This window comes from Desulfosporosinus sp. OT (genome assembly GCF_000224515.1).
GTDB lineage: Bacteria > Bacillota > Desulfitobacteriia > Desulfitobacteriales > Desulfitobacteriaceae > Desulfosporosinus.
Map to the genome: position 1 here is coordinate 1 of NZ_AGAF01000277.1, position 19,651 is coordinate 19,651.

General features: G+C 35.9%; 14 protein-coding genes. 1 reads left to right on the plus strand and 13 read right to left on the minus strand.

The features are described from left to right. From DOT_RS26720 to DOT_RS26755, 8 genes are all read right to left on the minus strand, one after another. The coding region (locus DOT_RS26720; protein ID WP_050809974.1) for an HD domain-containing phosphohydrolase at positions 1-1,117 on the minus strand (1,117 nt) is incomplete at its 3' end. A 114-nt stretch (positions 1,118-1,231) separates the two neighbouring features. Then, on the minus strand, positions 1,232-5,536 hold the full coding sequence (locus DOT_RS26725; RefSeq protein WP_009624759.1) for a non-ribosomal peptide synthetase: 4,305 nt from the start codon (positions 5,534-5,536) through the stop codon (positions 1,232-1,234). 317 nt (positions 5,537-5,853) lie between these two features. Next, entirely contained in the window at positions 5,854-7,353 is a 1,500-nt protein-coding gene (locus tag DOT_RS26730) for an AMP-binding protein (protein WP_009624760.1), read from the minus strand. Next, positions 7,340-7,594 (minus strand): acyl carrier protein, encoded by a 255-nt coding sequence (locus DOT_RS26735; protein ID WP_009624761.1) that lies wholly within the window; start codon positions 7,592-7,594, stop codon positions 7,340-7,342. Before DOT_RS26735 ends, DOT_RS26730 begins: the two co-directional genes overlap by 14 nt. A 349-nt stretch (positions 7,595-7,943) precedes the next feature. Then, positions 7,944-8,318: an ATP-binding protein gene (locus DOT_RS26740; RefSeq protein ID WP_083824308.1), complete on the minus strand. Its 375-nt coding sequence runs from the start codon at positions 8,316-8,318 to the stop codon at positions 7,944-7,946. Positions 8,319-9,081: 763 nt separating this feature from the next. Continuing rightward, positions 9,082-9,390: a hypothetical protein gene (locus tag DOT_RS28085; RefSeq protein WP_009624766.1), complete on the minus strand. Its 309-nt coding sequence runs from the start codon at positions 9,388-9,390 to the stop codon at positions 9,082-9,084. Between the two features lie 470 nt (positions 9,391-9,860). Next, positions 9,861-12,944: an efflux RND transporter permease subunit gene (locus DOT_RS26750; RefSeq protein WP_009624768.1), complete on the minus strand. Its 3,084-nt coding sequence runs from the start codon at positions 12,942-12,944 to the stop codon at positions 9,861-9,863. A gap of 13 nt (positions 12,945-12,957) precedes the next feature. After that, the gene (locus tag DOT_RS26755; protein ID WP_009624769.1) at positions 12,958-14,094 is read right to left on the minus strand and encodes an efflux RND transporter periplasmic adaptor subunit; all 1,137 of its coding nucleotides are present in this window, start codon (positions 14,092-14,094) and stop codon (positions 12,958-12,960) included. A 260-nt stretch (positions 14,095-14,354) separates the two neighbouring features. Here DOT_RS26755 and DOT_RS26760 point away from each other — a divergent pair, with 260 nt between their 5' ends. After that, entirely contained in the window at positions 14,355-14,804 is a 450-nt protein-coding gene (locus tag DOT_RS26760) for a MarR family transcriptional regulator (RefSeq protein WP_009624771.1), read from the plus strand. A 568-nt stretch (positions 14,805-15,372) separates the two neighbouring features. Here DOT_RS26760 and DOT_RS26770 read toward each other — a convergent pair. The 5 genes from DOT_RS26770 to DOT_RS26790 form a co-directional block, all read right to left on the minus strand. Then, positions 15,373-16,161 carry an FRG domain-containing protein gene (locus tag DOT_RS26770; protein ID WP_009624772.1) on the minus strand — a complete coding sequence of 263 codons (789 nt, stop codon included), beginning with the start codon at positions 16,159-16,161 and terminating at the stop codon, positions 15,373-15,375. Positions 16,162-16,600: 439 nt separating this feature from the next. After that, positions 16,601-17,098, minus strand: a complete 498-nt coding sequence (locus DOT_RS26775) for a hypothetical protein (RefSeq protein ID WP_009624773.1) — start codon at positions 17,096-17,098, stop codon at positions 16,601-16,603. 108 nt (positions 17,099-17,206) lie between these two features. Then, positions 17,207-17,599, minus strand: a complete 393-nt coding sequence (locus DOT_RS26780; RefSeq protein ID WP_009624774.1) for a hypothetical protein — start codon at positions 17,597-17,599, stop codon at positions 17,207-17,209. A 19-nt stretch (positions 17,600-17,618) separates the two neighbouring features. After that, positions 17,619-18,050: a hypothetical protein gene (locus tag DOT_RS26785; RefSeq protein WP_040413548.1), complete on the minus strand. Its 432-nt coding sequence runs from the start codon at positions 18,048-18,050 to the stop codon at positions 17,619-17,621. A gap of 840 nt (positions 18,051-18,890) precedes the next feature. Beyond that, the gene (locus tag DOT_RS26790; protein ID WP_009624777.1) at positions 18,891-19,649 is read right to left on the minus strand and encodes a DNA adenine methylase; all 759 of its coding nucleotides are present in this window, start codon (positions 19,647-19,649) and stop codon (positions 18,891-18,893) included. Between the last annotated feature and the right edge of the window lie 2 nt (positions 19,650-19,651).

Below are 19,651 nucleotides of genomic sequence, written 5' to 3' on the forward strand. Positions count from 1 at the left end.
TAATAATTCTAGCTAAAAACGGAATGGACTCATCTTTTAAACCCTCTGGATATCCACTACCGTCATAATGCTCATGATGATATTTGATAATTGGTAATATTTCACGGGCAAATTTTAACTTAGAACAAATTTCTGCACCTCGTTCAGGATGGGATTTCATAATAGACCATTCATCTTCTGTTAGAGAAGAAGGCTTATTTAAGATAGCATCCGGAATACCGATTTTACCTATGTCATGTAAGATAGCTGCCCTCCAGAGATTAACCCTATCCTTATTATCTAGTCCAAGGTATTTTGCAATAGCCATCACATACTTCGCGACCCTTTCCGAGTGTCCATGGGTGTTGGTGTCTTTCGATTCAAGGGTTAGGGTAAGCGTAAAAATAATATTTTGTGACTCATCTAAGGCTAGCAGTGATTCACTGAGATTTCCGTTTGCAATTGAAAGTTCCTGATTTGTTTTCTCAAGTTCATTATTTTGATGTTCAATTGTCTTGCTGCTTATAAAGTCTTTGACTTTTGCATTATAGAGAATTCTTGAAAGAAAAACTGCCAATATCACCAAAACTGTGCCGTTAATATAATGTCCTCTTAATATATTGGGATTAGTTTGTGCATATGTAATCCCTATGATAAAGATCGCATATGAAATAGTATACATAACCATATTGAATATAAGTTTTTGATAATTTAGTATAGCAAAAAGAAAAGAAACAAGAACAAATACAGTTATCTGTCCATTCATATACTGGTCAGCTGTTGAAACAATGGTAGAGCATATTAAAGTTAGATAACTGAAAACAGTAACAAAACGTTGTTTACCCCCAGATTTATGTGAATTAAAACTAATTCCGAAAAAAAACGCTAGTAGTATTGCTATGACATGAAAAAGATGACTATAGAACAATAACCTGTAACCAAAATCCCCTTCTAAGAGTCCTTTATTATAATTTAGATAATCAGTAAGAAGTAGAACCGTCATAACAAAAAGCAATAGAATACTTAAGTTCCTAGAACGTATAAAATTAGTATCAATAAGTTCGCTGTTGAATTGCTTTTTTTGATCTTCAGGAATATTAGTCTTAGGGAATACGATGTTAATCAATGTACTTAACATATTTTCCATCCTTTTCCAGTAAACGACACTATGTGCGATTATGTAACAGAATATTACTGTTAAGTTCTAGATAACAAATTTTTATTCCTGCTTTTTGGTTTAAAACTTCGATTTTCAAATTAATTTGGATTCTTGCAAAAAACCTACTTGTGACATATTGCCGATGATTTTCCCAAAGTATTCTTCTGTCAAATCAGGCCACTCGAAACCAACGCTTTTCAAATAGTTAACTGTTTGTAAAGAGCTGACCTCGAAAGCGGGAGTAAAAGTCAAAGTTCCTTTCACAATTATATCTGTCACAATCCCATTAATGATTTCTTTCCCTTTCTCAGATTGTGATAAGGAAATAACAACATCAGTAAACTCTTTTGGAGGTATACCCTTTATTCTTATACCGTATAACCCCAACATATTTAAGAAATTTTCTATTCTGAGGGTTTTGTGATTAAATAAATGAAATATTAGCAGTTTCGGAGAACTACTCTTTAAGATAGCGATTATTGCCTTTGCACAAGAGTCTACAGGGGTAAATTCAATAAACTCCTCGAAAACATTTTCTGGAAGAAGCATAATTTCAAAGATACTTTTTAGTTTCCTATAAAACGCATTCTCTTCAATATTGTACTGAAATTGCCCATCAGAAATGCGGCCAGTTAAAATTCCTACTCTGAAAATTGTAGCCATTAAACCTTTTTTAACTGCTTCCAATATAAGGCTCTCTGCTTCAAATTTGCTTCTTACGTAAACATTACTTTCGTAGTCCTGACCAATATACAAGTCATTTTCGGTAAAGTCTTTTGAGAATTTTCCCTCACTCATATAATTACCTGAAACACTAATAGTGGAAATAAAACTTAAGTGTTTATTATGTTTTAGGCAAAAATCTACTATTTCTTGTGTACCACCGACGTTTACTCTTTCAAATTCTGAATAAATACCGAAATGTTTAACTATAGCAGCAGAATGGATCACAGATGCTACATTTCCAGCGAGTCTTAGATACTCATCTTCTGAAAGCGCCAATCTTTTCTTGGAAATATCTCCGCGTACCAGAACGATTTTGTCATGAACCAGCTCCATAGAAGCTTGAGGAAAATAAAAGCTAAACAAATTTCTAAACTTTTTTTTAAAGCCCTGCTCTCGCACTAAACAATACACTTTACCGGCATGAGAATTCAAAAGCTCCATAAGGATATGCATCCCTAAAAAGCCTGTCACTCCTGTTAACAAGACATTTCCAGCGTCAACTGTTTCTTGAACAGTATATCTTTTTAGGACATCCAAATTACTCACTGAATTATTCGAATAAGCGTTTTTGATTTGATTCTTAATCAAACATCTCTCTTTTATCACCGCGGAAATCTTCCTAATGGTTGGATATTCGTAAAATTCCTGGGCTGAAATCTTCCAATCATTAGGTAAAGTAGCGGATAATATCTCCAGGATCGCTAATGAATCCCCACCAAGGACAAAAAAATCATCATCGATCCCTACTTTAGGTATTTCCAGAACCTCATTCCATATATCGGCAAGTTTTTGTTCTATTCCATCCCGTGGTGAAACATACGTATGTGGAATACGTTCCTCAACCCAATCAGGGTCTGGTAAGGATTTACGATCCACTTTACCGTTGGGTGTTAACGGAAGATCCGGAAGCCATATAAAACGATTGGGGATCATATAATCTGGTAAGTAATCAGACAAATGCTGTCGCAGCTTAGATAAGGACAGTTCTTCATTACCAACTAAAAAAGCACAGAGGTATGCCCTATCTAAGTTGCCCAGATTGGAGGTAACTATAGCTTGTTTGATACTCTCATTTTTCAGAAGACATTTTTCTATTTCTCCCAGTTCGACACGGAAACCCCTGATTTTTACCTGATTATCGTTTCGTCCGATATGTTCAATTTCACCATTTCTTAACCACTTTCCTATGTCACCTGTTTTATACATTTTTGTCCCAGGAACAAAGGGATTGGGAACAAATCTTTCCTTTGTTAACTCAGGTCTGTTCAGATAACCCCGTGCTACACTGTCCCCGGCAATAAATATATCACCAGACAAGCCAATGGGAACAGGCATCTGATATTTATCCAGAATATAAAACTTGGTATTTCCAATAGGCTTTCCAATGGTGATCTGGTCTGTATCATCAAGTCTCTTTGTTGAAGACCAGATTGTCGTCTCGGTGGGCCCATACATATTAAAGATCTTAGCCTTTGTTATATTTTTTAGATTCAACAATAAAGATTCAGAGAAAACTTCACCACCGACCATTATAAGAGACAAATCATTCAGACTAGTTGAGTTATAATTAAGTATTGCACTCATTCTTGATGGTGTAACCTGTAAAACGTCTACATGGTATCTTACTATCAAATCAGACAACAACGCAGGAGTAACCAGTTCCTCATTATTGGCAATTATCACTTTCATGCCTAAAAGAAGAGGCAAAAATGTTTCGAGGAAGAATATGTCAAAAGACAGGGTGGTCATAGAAACTATTGTCTTATAAGAAAAATCAATTTCCCGAGTAATGGCATGGATGAAATTGCTAATAGCTTTATGCTCGATCATCACACCTTTAGGTAAACCGGTAGACCCTGAAGTATAAATAACATAAGCCAAATCATTTGGTCTAGAGCTACAGGTCAAATCTTCCTTACTACCTTCCAAGACTTCAGGAGTATTAAGATCAATGATTTCTACCTTAGTATTCAAACCGTTATATTTATGACAACAATTAGTCAAGATGAAGTGGCAATCACTATCCCTTAACATATATTCGATTCTCTCCCTGGGATAGCTTGGATCAATAGGCAGATACGCTGCTCCAGCCTTTAAGATGCCCAAAATTCCAATAACCAGATTAAACGACCGTTCAACGCTAAAGCCAACGATCTCCTCTTTTTTGATACCTTTCTTAAGTAAGAATCTAGCCAATTGATTCGATTTACCGTCTATTTCCTTATATGTTAATTCATTGTTTTCAAAAACTAGGGCAATGTGTTCGGGAATTCTGTTAACCTTTTCTTGCAACATATGGATAAAGGTTCTTTCTGGTATGAATTTCATTTCTGTTTGGTTAAATTTATTAAGAATCAGCTGCTGTTCTGAAATAGACAGCATATTAAGTTTACCTATACTTTGGTCAGGGTTTTTTATACCATCTTGAATTAGATTTATCACAGAATTATTGATTTCTTGAATCTCATCTTCGTTTAGAACCTCTATTGAGTAATCATAATCCAGATGAAATAAGCCTTTGTTTTCCATATCATTGATATTTATGCGTAAAGCATTGACCTCTTGACCATTGAAGTGAGTATCTAATTCAAATTCAGTTTGAGTTGCATCAAGATTGGCATTAAGAAATGTCAGTGTAAAATCAAATAATTCATTTTTTACGTTATGTATTTCACGGTAATCCTTGAGGAGATTAACAGAAGGGTAGCTACTGTACCTCAACATTTTGAGCCATTCCATACTTAAATAATTCAAATAACTGTTAAAGCTTAATGAAGGATTCAATTCAATTATAAAGGGTAAATTATTAAAAAATGCTCCTATGGTATTTTTATCTTTAAGAGTAGCTCTATTTATAACAGTAGTACCGATAACAACCTGTTCTCTCCCCTCTTTCTTCCAGAAATATATTGACAAAGCCGAACAGAATATAATAAATGGTGAAATCTTGTACTCGATACACACATCATTTATCTTTGAAGAGATTTCCATCGGTAAACAGTAACTCTTTCTTCTAGCTTCAAGACTATTGAAACTTCTCTTCTTAAACAAAGTGGTATAAGGCACCTTTTTAATTATCGTATTCCAAAAATCCTTGTCATTAAAAAACCTTGGCGAAGACAAGTACTTTTGTTCCTTAATTATATGTTCAGCATAAGAGTGTTCAATCTTCAACTTCGGACCCATTTCATTGAATAAACAGTAATAATTCTCTACAACTTGATTAATTAATAGAATAATTGACCAGAAATCACCAGTAATATGGTGGCATTTTATAAATATACCACCTTCTTCGAGAAACTTTACCATAGCAAAATAACAAAGGTTACAATCATAAAATGGGAATGCTGTCATAGTGGCATTTTGCGCCCACTTATAATAATCTTCTAAACCCTTAGTATAACTAAAGTCCAGCAATTCGAAGGTTTGCTCATTGTATTCTGCAAAATACTGAACTGTTTCATTAGACTCATTTGTTAGCCGAGTACGCAGGGCATCATTTTGTAGAATAACCAGGTTAATTGCATTATTTAATAGATGGTAGTCCAGTTGGCCTTTCATTCGGATTGTAATTCCTAAATTTACGTAACTCGTTTTAGGGTAAAACTTTTCTATAATTGAAATAGCATTCTGGGCACTAGTCAGAGGATAGGTGTGTGTCTCTTTTTTCATTCTAATCCCACCTTGCGTACTATTGATCTAAATCAAGTCTTTTAACTTAAAATCAATGTATTAAAGCTGTTATTAGATTGTCGCACTATTCCCAATTCGACAGGGTATACTTGTTCCACTATAGCTAAACGTTAAGACTTCAGATAGAGACTTTACCCTACCTGAAGTTTACGAAGAACATTTGATTAATAATTTCTTTATATTCTGTTATTGAAAAACAGGTGTAATAAATCAAGCTATTGAAAAATCCTGACAATAAATAAAGTAATTAAAAAGTGAGCCGCCGAGAGTAAATGCTTTGTTGTTTTGAGCTTATATTATCCCAATTTTTTTTTATCTACTTTTCCAATAGGGCTTTTTGGTAAGCTATCTAAAATCACCACTTGCCTTGGGCATTTATAATTTGCTAAATGTTTACGACAATATAGTATAAATTCTTTAGGTTCTGCAGTGGCACCAGGTTTTAATACAATAAAAGCCTTTGGTATTTCACCCCTGTCTTTGTCAGGGATTCCAATCACTGCTGCTTCTAAAATTAGTGAATGATAAGAAAGGCATTGCTCTATTTCACTGGGATAGACACTCATACCCCCTACTAGAATCATATCTTTCTTTCTTCCAATGATATATACATAACCGTCTTCATCCATCTTGACTAAATCTTCGGTGTGGAACCACCCACCCCTCAGAGCTTCAGCATTTGCCTCGGGAAGGTTTAAATAACCCTGCATTACACTAGGACCTTGTACACATAATTCTCCGATTTCTCCCTGAGGAAGTTCTTGATCATTCTCATTGACAATTTTTATTTTAACACCTTCCAAAACGGGTCCTACTGAACCAGGTTTATAAACCGCAGGGTGCCCGACACAAGAAATAGCCTCGGTTGGACCACTTCCTTCGGTTAAGGTGACACCGTATTTCTCCATGAATACTTTCGTGACTTCTAGAGGGAGAGGTGCTCCTCCGCTAATGCAAACTCTTAAGGAGGAGATGTTATAGTTCTGATCTTTGGCAAGAACAGCTAACAGAGCTGAAAACATAGCTGGTGCAGCAGAAAAGAAACTTATTTTTTTCGCAGTTATTTCATTTAAAACAGCGCTTGGTATGAATCGAGGTAAAATTGTAACATTCCCACCCAAACAAATTGGCATTAGCATATTTGTTAATTGAGAAAAAATATGAGCAAGGGGAATAACACATAAATTATGGTCTTCAATTCTCAGATCCATTCTTGTGATTAAGGCTTTGGTAAGAAATATAAGATTTCCGTGGGAGAAGAGAGCTCCTTTTGGACTGCCACTTGTACCGGAGGTATAGAGGCAGGCTGCTAAATCGTTTTCTTCTACATTCATTTCAACTGGATCTGCCTCTTTGTTGAGAAGATCTGCAAAAGGAATAATGTTTTTTTCTTTAGTGCCTCCGATTGCAATAATTTTTAAATCGGATATCTCAACTCTTATATTTTCAATCATGGGTAGTAATTCCTTATTTATTACTAGGAATTTAATTTTAGCATCCTTTAAGATATATCGTATTTCATCTTCTTTGTATAAGGGATTCAATGGTACCACAATGCCTGCTGCTCGAAGAATCGCAAAATATATTCGAACAAAATCAGGACAATTTTCAAGGATGACAGCAACTTTATCACTAGATCTTAGCCCCAATTCGATAAGTCCTTGAGCAAGATTATTTACTTCCTTGTCTAATTGACTGTATGTAATTATATTATCTTCATAATGGACAACTACTTTATTAGGAAAAGCTTGAGCATTTTTACTCAGGAATTTATCAATAGCCTTATTTTGTTCCACTATTTATCTCTCCTAATCTTTTACTATCCTGGATGATTTTAATTAAATCTCCAATAGTTCGAATTTTAATAAGCTCTTCATCACTTATAGTCACTTCAAATTCATCCTCCAAAGCATTAACCATGACTGGAATGTCAAATGAGTCTGCACCTAGGTCATCAATTATTCTTGTTTGTTCATTTAGCTCTCCTTCATAGATAAATTGCTGATCGATAATTACTTTAATTCTTGCCAACATCATCTTTGTTCCTCCTAATTTAAGGTAAAAATAAAGGAATGCTTTTTTAATTCTAAATAGATTATAAATGTAGGCAAAGGAATTTAATATAAAAAGTTTGCTACTTATTTACAATGTTCAAATATCTATAGCTAACCTCGAAGGAAATCTCAAATATGAGTTAGACTGTGTCTACAATTTAAGGCCCCATTTTGAATGAATATTGTCTATAAAGTTTGCTCAGGTGATCATCCCAAAAACAAACTTTGCCAACCTTTAGAGTACTGATCAGACACTATTTCATGCTTTTCCGTCCCATTCATAGAGTCAAAGGCCTGTCTAACTACCTTACTAATCGCCTTATAGCCCTCACTCAGTAATCCCATTTATTGTAATTCACTATTTTGGGATTATTAGAGGTGATCCCATTCGGAAAATGCACCTGAAAAGTGCTGCCTTCTCCAAGTTTGCTGAATACTTGAATCTGTCCCCTATGTTCACTAGCAATCCAGGCTGCAATAGCTAGTCCTAGACCTGTTCCACCTTGTTTTCGCGAACGGGCTTTATCAATCCTGTAAAATCTCCTAAAAATCTTTTCCTTCTCAGAATCATCAATACCTATCCCGCTATCCGTCACGGATATTTCAATAGAATTTTGTATGATGCACATTTTCAAGCTGACATTTCCGCCTGCAGGTGTATATTTATAAGCATTATCAAGGAAGTTGCTTACCAGCTGTCTTATCAGAACTTCATCACTATGATTATTACATTAGACGCTATATCTGATGTGAATATAAGGTTCTTACTACGAAGCAGAGGCTCAAAACGAGAGACAAGTTGGGTCAAAAGATCCGATAGATTAAATTTGTTATGTTTAAACTGAATTTCACGCGCATCAATCCGGGCAATAAACAGCAAATTATTGATCAGCTTACCCATATTCTCGGTTTCACTGTAAGCATTTTGCAGCCAATCACTATTATCTTTAATACTGCTGTAAAAGAAGGTTTTTCTTACTTCTCAGTTGGCTCAAGTTGAAATTTATACAAAAAACACCGGAAATTGATGACGCGGTAATCATAAAAGTATTAAACAACAGAAAACCGCCCTTTAATCGGATAATCCAACGGATCAAAAGGCGGTCATTCAGGAATATGTTGACACTATAAATCCTTTTCTTTACTGGTACTAAAAAACTTGATATTGAGATCACTGTTAAATTCGATATGTTAGGTGTACCAATGGTGGAGGCGAAGCGTACTTATTCAAACCCTCGATATCATAGTTTTTTTAAATTTTTTATTCCACTTAGACTTTTAGGGATTTGGGTGCTCTTTAATCAATTGGTTGCCCCTTTTTGATATTCCTAAAAACAATTATGAGAGTATAATCACAATTAACTCTGAATTTTATTATCATTCTTAAAGCGAAAAGGAGCACTGTCTCAATGTTCTTGTTCTATTAAGAAGGTTTTATTTAATACGAATAGATTTGATATTGGAACAAATTTATGATGAGTAAGGCATTCCTTTTAAGAACCAATCATAATTGTTTTTTGCATCAAACAGGTCAATCTGCTTTGTTTTGACCGCATTTTCTTGAACTTGATAATTATTCGTCGCTGTATCCATCTCCGACTGTGTAATCATACCGAGGCTCATCCGAACCTGAGCCTCAGAAAGTGCCACTTTTTCTTCTGTTAGGTCCTGCTCTGCGAGGCACAGATCGCTTTGCTTTTTGGCGATATCATTAATGATCGAATGATAGGTTGTCTCAAACTCTTGCTCTAACTGGGTTAGCTCCAAGTTTGCATTCATTAAATTATAATTTGCTTCTTTATACTGATATGATGAAAGGCCGTGATCCTTCTGTGCCTGTTCAAGATCAGATTGTAAGATCACAATCTCATATTTTTTTATTGCTATCGTATAACTAGACTCAAGAGCCTTCTTTAGATCAGAGTCTTGATCTTCGGGAGTAAATGCTTCATTTAAGATCGGGACAGTTCCTATTTCCGGGTACTTCTCAAAGCTAAACAGATTTTTTAGATCGCCCTTATATGAATCCCTCTGAAAATGAACACTTTCCAGTTGATTTTGTAAATCAATTAACTTATTTATATTGTCGTTGACAGTCGTAAAGGGTATTAAGCCCAGTTGCTCTTTTGATTTCAGGACATGTTAATCCCCATTCCGCCGCTGTCGCAGGCGGCACAAATAGTTATGAAAAATGGTGTGCGACTTTCACCAAAATGCTATCATTTTCGAAGAACTTTGCAGACCATGATTTAGTTATTAACTGATTCCTGGACTACTACAACCGGCGTTTTTTTCTTCTTAAACACTCCTTTAAGGTCATCCAACAGTGTATAGACTACCGGTACAACTAAGAGTGTTAAGAAAGTTGAAGAAATTAGCCCGCCAATAATTGTATAAGCCATAGGGATACGTGATTCAGCTCCCGTGCCTGTCGATAGCGCTGTAGGAAGCATACCAAAAATCATTGCTAAAGTCGTCATAATTATAGGCCGAAATCGTGTGGAACCTGCCTGAAGTATCGCCTTATTTCTTTCTTCTCCCTCGCTCCGTCTTTGCTTTGTAAAATCAATTAATAGAATCGCATTTTTCGTTACTAATCCCATTAACATGATAATCCCGATAAATGCCATCATACTTAAGTTGCTTCCTGACAGAAATAGTGCCAGTAGTGCTCCTATAATAGCGAATGGCAAAGAGAATAAAATAGCAAATGGATCTACAAAACTTTCAAACTGTGCTGCTAAGATCAAGAAAATGAATAAAATCCCCATTAATAATGCTGTAATTAAGCTTGACATACTTTCGGACAACATTTCCTGAGATCCGGCAGCTGTTTGGCTTACTCCAGCCGGCATATTTTCTTCGCTGTTCAATCTCTCATTAAACATGGTATTAAAACTACCGGTTGAAACTCCAACTAAATTTGCAGTCACCTGAATCTCTCTTTCTTTGTCATATCTGTTAATAGTAGTCGAACCTGTGGTAAAGACTTGCTTAGTTACCTGATCGAGAGGGATCAGTCGATTATTTGTCCCTGGCACATAAATTCCTTTCAAGCTGTCAAAATCCGTTCTCTGATTATCTTGAAGTAACACCTTAACGTTGTAGCGATCCTTTTCTGTTTCATAATGGCTTACAACAGAACCATTAAATAATGTTCCCAGTGTATTTGCAACAACAACTGGACTAACCCCTAGATCGGCAGCTCGATCACGATCCACCTCAAGCTTTGCTTCCGCTTTTCCAGCCTTATAGTCCATACTGACATCAACAGTCCCAGGAATTTGTTTGAAGATCTTCTCAGCTCTCTGCGTATATTCTAAAAGATGACTAAAGTCGTTACCTTTAAAATGTAACTGAACGTCCTTTCCTGACATAACGCTTGAACCTGTGCTGACAGAAATATTGATTCCCGGAATCTTCTTCAAGTCCTCACGCATTTTATTGCCGACTTCACTCAAGCTTTCAGTTCTATCCTTCTTATCGGGTAACTTTGCTATAATTTTGATTTCCCCTGTTGTAACTGTTGAGTATAAGTACTGCACTTCAGAATACGCACCAAGAATTCTCTCCATTTGTTTGGTCGTCTTAGCAGCACTCTCGAGTGTTGTTCCTCCATCGGGCTCCGCTGTAATTGTGATCTTTCCGTTGTCTGTTGTCTCCATAAAACTAGTTCCAATACTGGAAAGAAGAGTTAAGCTAGCAAAGAACATGGCCAAAGCAATAAATACAGTTTTTTTCCTGTGCCGCAAGGCTACTTTGAGTATTCTAGTATATACTTTGGCAAGTATGTCAAATAAATGATTGAACCATAATAAGAGCCTCCCCAGAATACCTGGTTTTTTATTTGTATCACCTGTTTCTCTTTTAAGATATCTGGACGACAACATCGGGACTAAGGTAAAGGAGACAAATAACGAGACTAATACGCTGGCAGCAACGGTAATGCCAAATTGCTTGAAGTATGATCCAATCATTCCATTAACCAAGGAAATGGGAAGAAATACCGCGACAACTGCAAACGTCGTAGCCATTACTGCAAGTCCAATCTCGCTTGTTCCGTCTTTAGCTGCTTGTATCGCAGATTTACCCATATTTAAGTGCCTCACGATATTTTCTATGACTACAATCGCATCGTCGATGAGCAATCCAACTGCTAAGGAAAGACCCATTAAGGACATGGTGTTAAGTGAAAAATTCATTATTTTCATTGCTGCAAAGGTCGTGATAATCGATGTTGGCAGTGCAATTGCACTGATGGCTGTACTGCCCCAATTTCGAAGGAATAAGAATACAACAATAACCGCTAGCATACACCCTTCAAGCATCGTTTTCTTAACTTCATCCACCGATTCTTGAATGGTCAGCGAATTGTCACTTACAATATCAATTTTCACACCTTCAGGCAGCGACGTCTGGAGTTTTGAAATTTCTGCTTTAAGATCACTTGCAACTTGTGTTGTATTTTCCCCAGATTGTTTGACTATTTCAATGCCAATAGTCTCTTTGCCCTTATAATAAGAAATGCTGCTTCGATCCTCAATACCATCTTCCACTTGGGCGATGTCCTTGATTCGTATTTCGGTTCCGTTACGATTAGCGACTAAAACATTTAAGAAATCATTGACTTCTTTTATCGTACCATCAGTCCGTAAGGAAACCTCTTTTTCTCCGTTAGAAACTTTTCCGCTTGACATATCTACGTTGTCGCTTTGAAGACTAGCTGTTATTTCCGAAGTTGTTAGATTAAGAGACGTCATTTTTTCTTTATCCAGCAGGATATGAATTTCCCGTTCTTGTCCACCATAGGTTGTGATAGACCCCACGCCTTTAACCGTATTTAATCGTTTTACGATATCATCTTCAACGACCTGAGATAAATCCTTATTCGAAAGAGGTCCGGTGACAACGAGTGATAGAATTGATTCCGCACTAAAGTCAAACTTTTGAATAATCGGTTCATCAATATCATCTGGCAATGCAGCTCGAATTCCGTCTATTTTATCCTTGACATCTTGGGCTGCCACATCGATTGACTTATCACTATCAAATTCAATGGTAGTCTGCGAAGAACCTTCTGTAATGGTAGAGGAAATATGGCTCACTCCTGAAATCTGTCCGACTGCTTCCTCTACTTTTTTAGTTACCTTTGATTCGAGCTGTTCAGCTGAAGCTCCCGACTGGGTAATAGAAATAGCTACAATAGGGATATCTGTGTCAGGATATTGATTAATGGGTAACCCCATATAGCTCACTAAACCTACTGCGACCAAAGCAATCATTACCACAATGGCAAATACAGGCCTTTTTATACTGAGATTTGCTAAAAACATAAGGTTTATCCCCCTATTCCGTTACTACTGAGACTGTATCGCCATCTTGGATTGTATTTACATTTGTAATGATTACGCTGTCCTCTTCTTCTAAGCCATCTTTAATCTCTACCAAACCATTTGTGATTTCCCCAATACTAACAATATGTTTACGAGCGATCCCTTCATCGTTCACAAAAACCGTATAATCTCCTTGAGTACCACTTAAGGCATCGGTTGGGACTGAAAGCACTTCTTCCTTCTGGTTACCCACAATCTCAACGTTGGCATAAATACCCGGTTTTAGTGATTGATCTGGATTATCAACCAGAACTTTGCATTTAAAAACCCTTGATGAAATATCTGCAGATACTTCAATACTGTTAATTATCCCATCATATTCTTTGACTTGATCCACTCCAACTTTTACTTTGGCACTTTGTCCTAACTTTAAAGAACTAATTTCGTTTTGATCTACCTCAATTACGGCATAGATAGGTGATATATTCTTAACCTTTCCTAAAGTAGTTCCCATGTTGGCATATTGTCCTATACTGACACTTTTCTCATCAATAACGCCTGAAATTGGAGCGGTAATCGTCGTATTTACCAACGATTCTTGCAAAATTTTTAAATCTATCTGTGCAGTATTCAGAGCAGCTTTTGTTGATTCTACACTATTCTTAGCTTTTTTTAACGTTGTTTCTGCAGCTTCTAAGTCAACCTTGGAAATTGCCCGCTGATCAAAAAGCGTTTTTGATCTATCATAGGAAATCTGTGCATCTTCCAAAGTCAATTGATTTGCCTCTAAACTTAATTGTGAAGATAGTATCTTACTCTCCGACGATTCAATATTATTTTTAATATCCTGATCATCTAATTTGATTAATGTATTCCCTTGGGATACATAATCGCCATTCTCAAACATGACCTGTACTACCTTACCGCTAATTTTTCCAGCTATAATTCCTTCTTTAGATGCTTCTAATGAAGCCTTATATGTAAGGGTCGAATCCTTGGCAACATACTTTGCTTGAGCGACTTTGACAGAAACATTATTAGAAGAAGTAATTTTAGCAACTGGGGTTGTCTTTTTCCCCTTAACCATAGTGACTCCAGCAACAAAAACGAGCACAACAACTAGGATTATAATTATTCTCTTTTTAGACAATTTTAAATCCTCCTCAAGTAATTCAGATTTATGCTATATAACCTGTTCTTTTTACATTCGCGTTGGTTTTCAGCCCTCTTACCTTCGAGTGATATTTTATACCCCCTATCTTTTTATTTATTATTTGGTATAATACATTGTAATTAATTAACTATTATTTATAGTAAATATTTATTTACTATAAATAATAGTTAACTATAAGACAATTGTCAATCGCCCTATTTAATTCTTCACAAATTATTCACAGGGAGGTAATTTTTATGATAGAAGAACTTGAATTAAATGAGATCGCAAAAAAGATGTCCAATTTAGTTCCCTTATTTGCAAGAAGGCTTTTAAGACCATTAGAACAAGAAGCAAAAAATCTCACGAGTCCAGTACACATGCACACAATGACTGTTCTATGTGAAAAAGAATATTTTACTATGACGGAACTCTCCAACGAAATGACTATGTCAAAGCAACAAATGACTCCTATCATTGATAAATTAGTAGCAAATGGATATGTGCAAAGAAAACATGATACTATCGATAGAAGGTCAATAAAGATTTGCCTTACTTCGGTTGGTATAGATTTCCTTAATAACATAAATAATGAAGTAACCAACATCTTGAAAAAGAAAATCGAATGTTTGGATACGGATGACTTAGCTTCTTTAAATGATGCTTTGGATAACCTCTTTAGGATCATAAATAAAATTCCAAAATAGGTTTTCCAAATAACTCTTGTATCTGCTCCTGCTCCTTATAATGCTGATGCGAACAAAGTTAAAAACACTGAAAAAGTCCTAGTCTACAAAGGCCACCTTGAAGTAAAAACAAGGTGGCCTTTTCTATTCGGAGTGAGATTTGATGCAAAAAAGCCCTGAGGCATACATTTTCATGTGCCTCAAGGCTTCCGTTTTTATGTATCTCCACCACATTCGAGGGTTTGATTGGTGGAGGCGAGGCGGTACTGCTGGTACACCTAACAAAATCCTGTTAACTCTATTATTCCATTTACCCATTTTTCAGAAGTTAAACCCCAACAGAAATCACTTGCCCATTTCCAAGATAACCTTGAGTTCAAGGAAGTCACTCCTCCAGCAGATAAATCTGAAATAGGTACAGTTTTACCAATGCGGAGTTGTTTGACAGCAATAAAAATATACCTTAAAATTTGCGTCCTATAAAAAGGGTGCTGTTAAACACCAGCATCTATCAGTGACACTGGTGCTATTGTTTATTGAACTTGTACCCAAATATGTTATACGATGTTCGGATCAAATTGGTAATAAATCAGTACTTGTACTTTTCAATTTTTAGCCCCATATTGCAAAATTCTGATGCTCCTGATAGATCTGGGAAAAGTGTCAAGTGATTTATGTTCATTCTATTCAGCGCTTTTAGTGTGGTAGCTCTTTCAGTGTTAGGTAGCGTCAACTTTAGTAAAATAATCTTTCTATATCCACTAAAATTTTCACTTACCCACTTCTCCATATCTATTCCTGTTGGAGACTTTGTAAATAGACCACTCTGGTTAACCAGCCTTGCGTTTTCATCAGACAAAGGCTTTATATACTTAACAACTAAATCATCTTCACTGGTTCTGGGGTTATTGCTTACTAACTCACCATTTTTCAAAACTATCGATTTTTGAGTAAGCCCATAGATAGCCCTTTTATCTTGCTCGTTAATATCTTCCCAGAAAGCAAAGTATGCTGCAACGAATGGTGAGGTTGTCCAGTCAAGAAGCGGAGTGGCAAGGCCGTTGTGCTGTCCTAGTGCCCACCAATCATCATCTGATTCCATTTTTGCAGGATTAGATCCTCTTCTACCTCTGGTAGCATACTTGAAGTTTTCAAGATGCTTTGGTACGGAATTGGCTGTTTTTTTAGTCTCTTTCAGCATTCTGTCCAAAGTTGATTCTAGTAACCAGTCAGCGGATCTCTGACCCCGCCAATTATAATTATCATAATCCAATAGTCGCCCTGTTACAAAATTAGCAAACTCATCCCAAGTGGAAAGGTCGGCAGTTAAAACTCCATCGATAATTTCTGCGGACACATTATCATTAATTTTCACCATACATATTACCCCCCAAAAAATCAGAATATCCTATAACTAAAATTCACCTCAGTCATTGCTTCCTTTTTTGAAAAACCACCACTATATTAGGCTTGAGTCCTATAACGAAGACTATGTAAAATAGGATTCGATAAATTACCCACAACTATTGCCCAACTAAGTTCTGTCTTTATTGGTCTTGAGTATTTAATTTCCTTTATATCTGAAGCGATTCTAAATACCTTATAATAATAAATTAGTAATGGTACAAAAAACAGTTCCAAAAAAATTCACCCCATCCAAAGTCACTATCTCAGATCCACCTTATGTATTCAATTGAACAGAGACATATCCCTTTTTAAGTTCGATAATTTATGTTACGTTAAGCAGCAACGGTCCCGTTGGGTTGCTATCCAAAAGATGTAGCTGAACTTGAACCTTTTGAAATGGCATAAAGATATTATTCTCTTTCCCAAATTATATCTTTATAGTTCTGAACATCTGAAGTAATGCCGTCTAACGAGAGCATTCCCCCCTTCAATTGTTCACCACCATGAACAACTTTCAATAAAAATGTTCCGAGGCTTATACTATTTCTAGATGAAGAATTATATGTAATAGATAAATAATGATTTGCTAAGAATCCTTCAAGCTCAAGTCGTTTTGTTTTGTTACTGTTACCATCTGGATTAATATAAACGGCAACCATATCCCCTTTTAATTTATGACCCTTTTGTTCTAACATTATTTTCAGTTCAGCTTTAAACCCTAAAGTACCCAGTAGGACTGTACTTTTCCAGTTACCTGAGACAATAATCCCTTTATAAACAATACTCTCAAACCAAGGGACCAGGACTTTAGTTATATACAAATAGAGAAACCTAATTATTACAGCTGTCAAAATACCACTAATAACACCACTAATAATACCTAATTGAACAGTATCAAATGTTGACATTCATTCTTCTCCTCCGACACACTACTTTTTATTATTCCTGAAGATAACGTAGTTTGATAACAAAGATTATCGGATCTAATTAAAGAAAAGCATCTAAAAAAAGATGCTTTAGAAGGGTGGTTTGTCGCTAAAGTCATTGATAAATTCTTCCATAACTTTATCAATGTTATTAGCTTTTCTTTGAATTAGTTTATAAAGACGAAACAATGCAGCTTCCTTATTTGGCCCAAAATCTGATCCATTAAGTTCATATTTTACTCGAAAATCGGCATCTGTGAAACTAATGTGGATGCTTACTCCCTCAGTCCCTTCATCAGTATCTACGTACTTGTATTGGTATACGACTACTTTTGACTGGTCACGATCAATAAAGTATGCACCGACTATCCCGGCTGTTACATCAGATATTCTTTCTTGCATTCTATCTGGTACTTTAACCCAGTGAAGGGTTTCTTCTTTCGTAGCTTTAATCAATGTATCTAAAAATTTATCAGCATCCATAAATTCACCATTACCCCCCTTAACTAATTTCCTTTATGTATTCCTGTTTGAGTTCTAAAAAGCCATTTAGTCTACTTAAAAGCATAACAAATTCTGCTTTGTTATTATCATTAATGCCATCTTTGTTTGCTAATAACTTGTTAATTCTCTTTAATGTCCATTTATGTGATAAGGTCATAAAGTCTTTATAGTGGCTTAGTTTACTAAGACTTCTAGATATATCAGATGAATTTTTCAGATCATTAATCCCATCCTTAATAATTAAATCCAAGGATGACTCTAATTCCAAGAGAATAGTTTTTTTATCAGTATTAAATTGTTTGAAACGGCCAATTAGCTTGAGATTGGATTTTATGTTTTTAGTGTTAAAAATGATGAAGACAGACATCACCAAGCTTATCATACTAGCTGCATTCGCGATATTGGAAAACGTAAGAATCTGATTTAACAACGGCCCCATTCCTTTTTATGATACTAAATTAGGGAGAATATAGTATATAATTCAACAATTTCCCCGTATTTCCTTTTATGTAATAGAATCAAAGTGGAAAACAATAAATGATAAACCTACCCGGGGAGAATATCCGCGTCTTCAATATTGCGCCCTCATCGTTCAAAACGGTGGGGGCCTTTGTAATAAACTTGAGTCCGATAACCCAGACTATGACAAGTTTACTAATAACTAATTCCCTATTTTCGTCCAAATTCCTCCCTAACAGCCGATTTTCCTGTTTTCTTTTCCTTCATATTTGGTCTTTTGCGCGTGGTTTTGTTCGAAAGGGCAAAGTCCATTTTCCTCTTGTTCACGTCGATTTACTGGGGTGTACGTTTCAGGTTTTGCTCGTTCGTGTTATCTTCTGCACTAGGCTATGGACTTGAGTATATTTATTACTTAGTAGCTTCACGAAGGATTTCACTATCTAGCTTTTCTGCATTTAGATTTTCACGGTGCTTGTTCGGCCAAAGGCAATGAACAACAAGCACGTTTAGAGCGTAATAGCATCCTCGAAATATGAATAGCTTTTGGTCTCGCGAGAGTTGCTTACGAAGTTCGCATTTTGACATTCTAGACAAAACGCCTACAACAATACGCATCATCCTAACTTAAAGGCCTTTAGTATTTCACTAAAAAAAGATATTTGCTAGTATAACCTTTATCATCGCATAATTCCCTTGCGAAGTAAGGTGAATCCTGTCACAAATACAAAAAGCCCTTACCTTAAAGATAAGAGCCTTAGCATATTTCGCTCAACTTTCAAGCGACGATCCACGATAGAAATCAAAACTGCTTTTACTCCATCGAATGTTCAAAATTACTTATAATTAGTTCATTAGCCGTAGAGCTTTTATCGGTTCTGCAAACAGAATACCTTACGTTCACTTCCTCGATATAAAAGTCAGAATAAAGCTCATAAATTTCCGGGTGAGCGTTTATACTTAGCAGGAATTTTCCTTGTATTCTGGATAGGCAATCCCTAAGCCTAACGTGATCGTCTTTACTAAATGGCTTACTTCCCTGGCTATTATAATCTGTTAAACCATAATAAGGCGGATCACAATAGAAAACCGTTTCTCTCCGATCGTAACTATTGATTACTTGTTCAAAATCCCTTTGCTCAATTATAGTATTAACTAATCTTTCTTTTACTTGCTTGATATCTTGTTCAATGTTATTTAACACCCTTGGAGGGTTCCCTAAAGGCACAATAAGGAAATTCTTCATTAGTGCACTAAAACTAAAGTGCAATAGATAATAAAATCGAACCGCTCTCTTTACCTCAGAAACGCCTAAAAGATTAAGCGCCTTGTATTTCTCAAATAGTTCTCGCGATATAAGAAGATAGTCAAAGGCTCGAATTAGTTGTTCCGGTTTATCTCTAACAACTCTGAAAAAATTAACTAACTCTGAGTTAATATCGTTATAAACTTCCACCTTGGAAGGCGGTTTCTCAAATAGAACCCAACCTGCTCCTCCAAACGGTTCACAATAACATACATGTTTTGGAAGCATTCTAACAATCGTTTTCCTCAGTCTATATTTTCCACCCATCC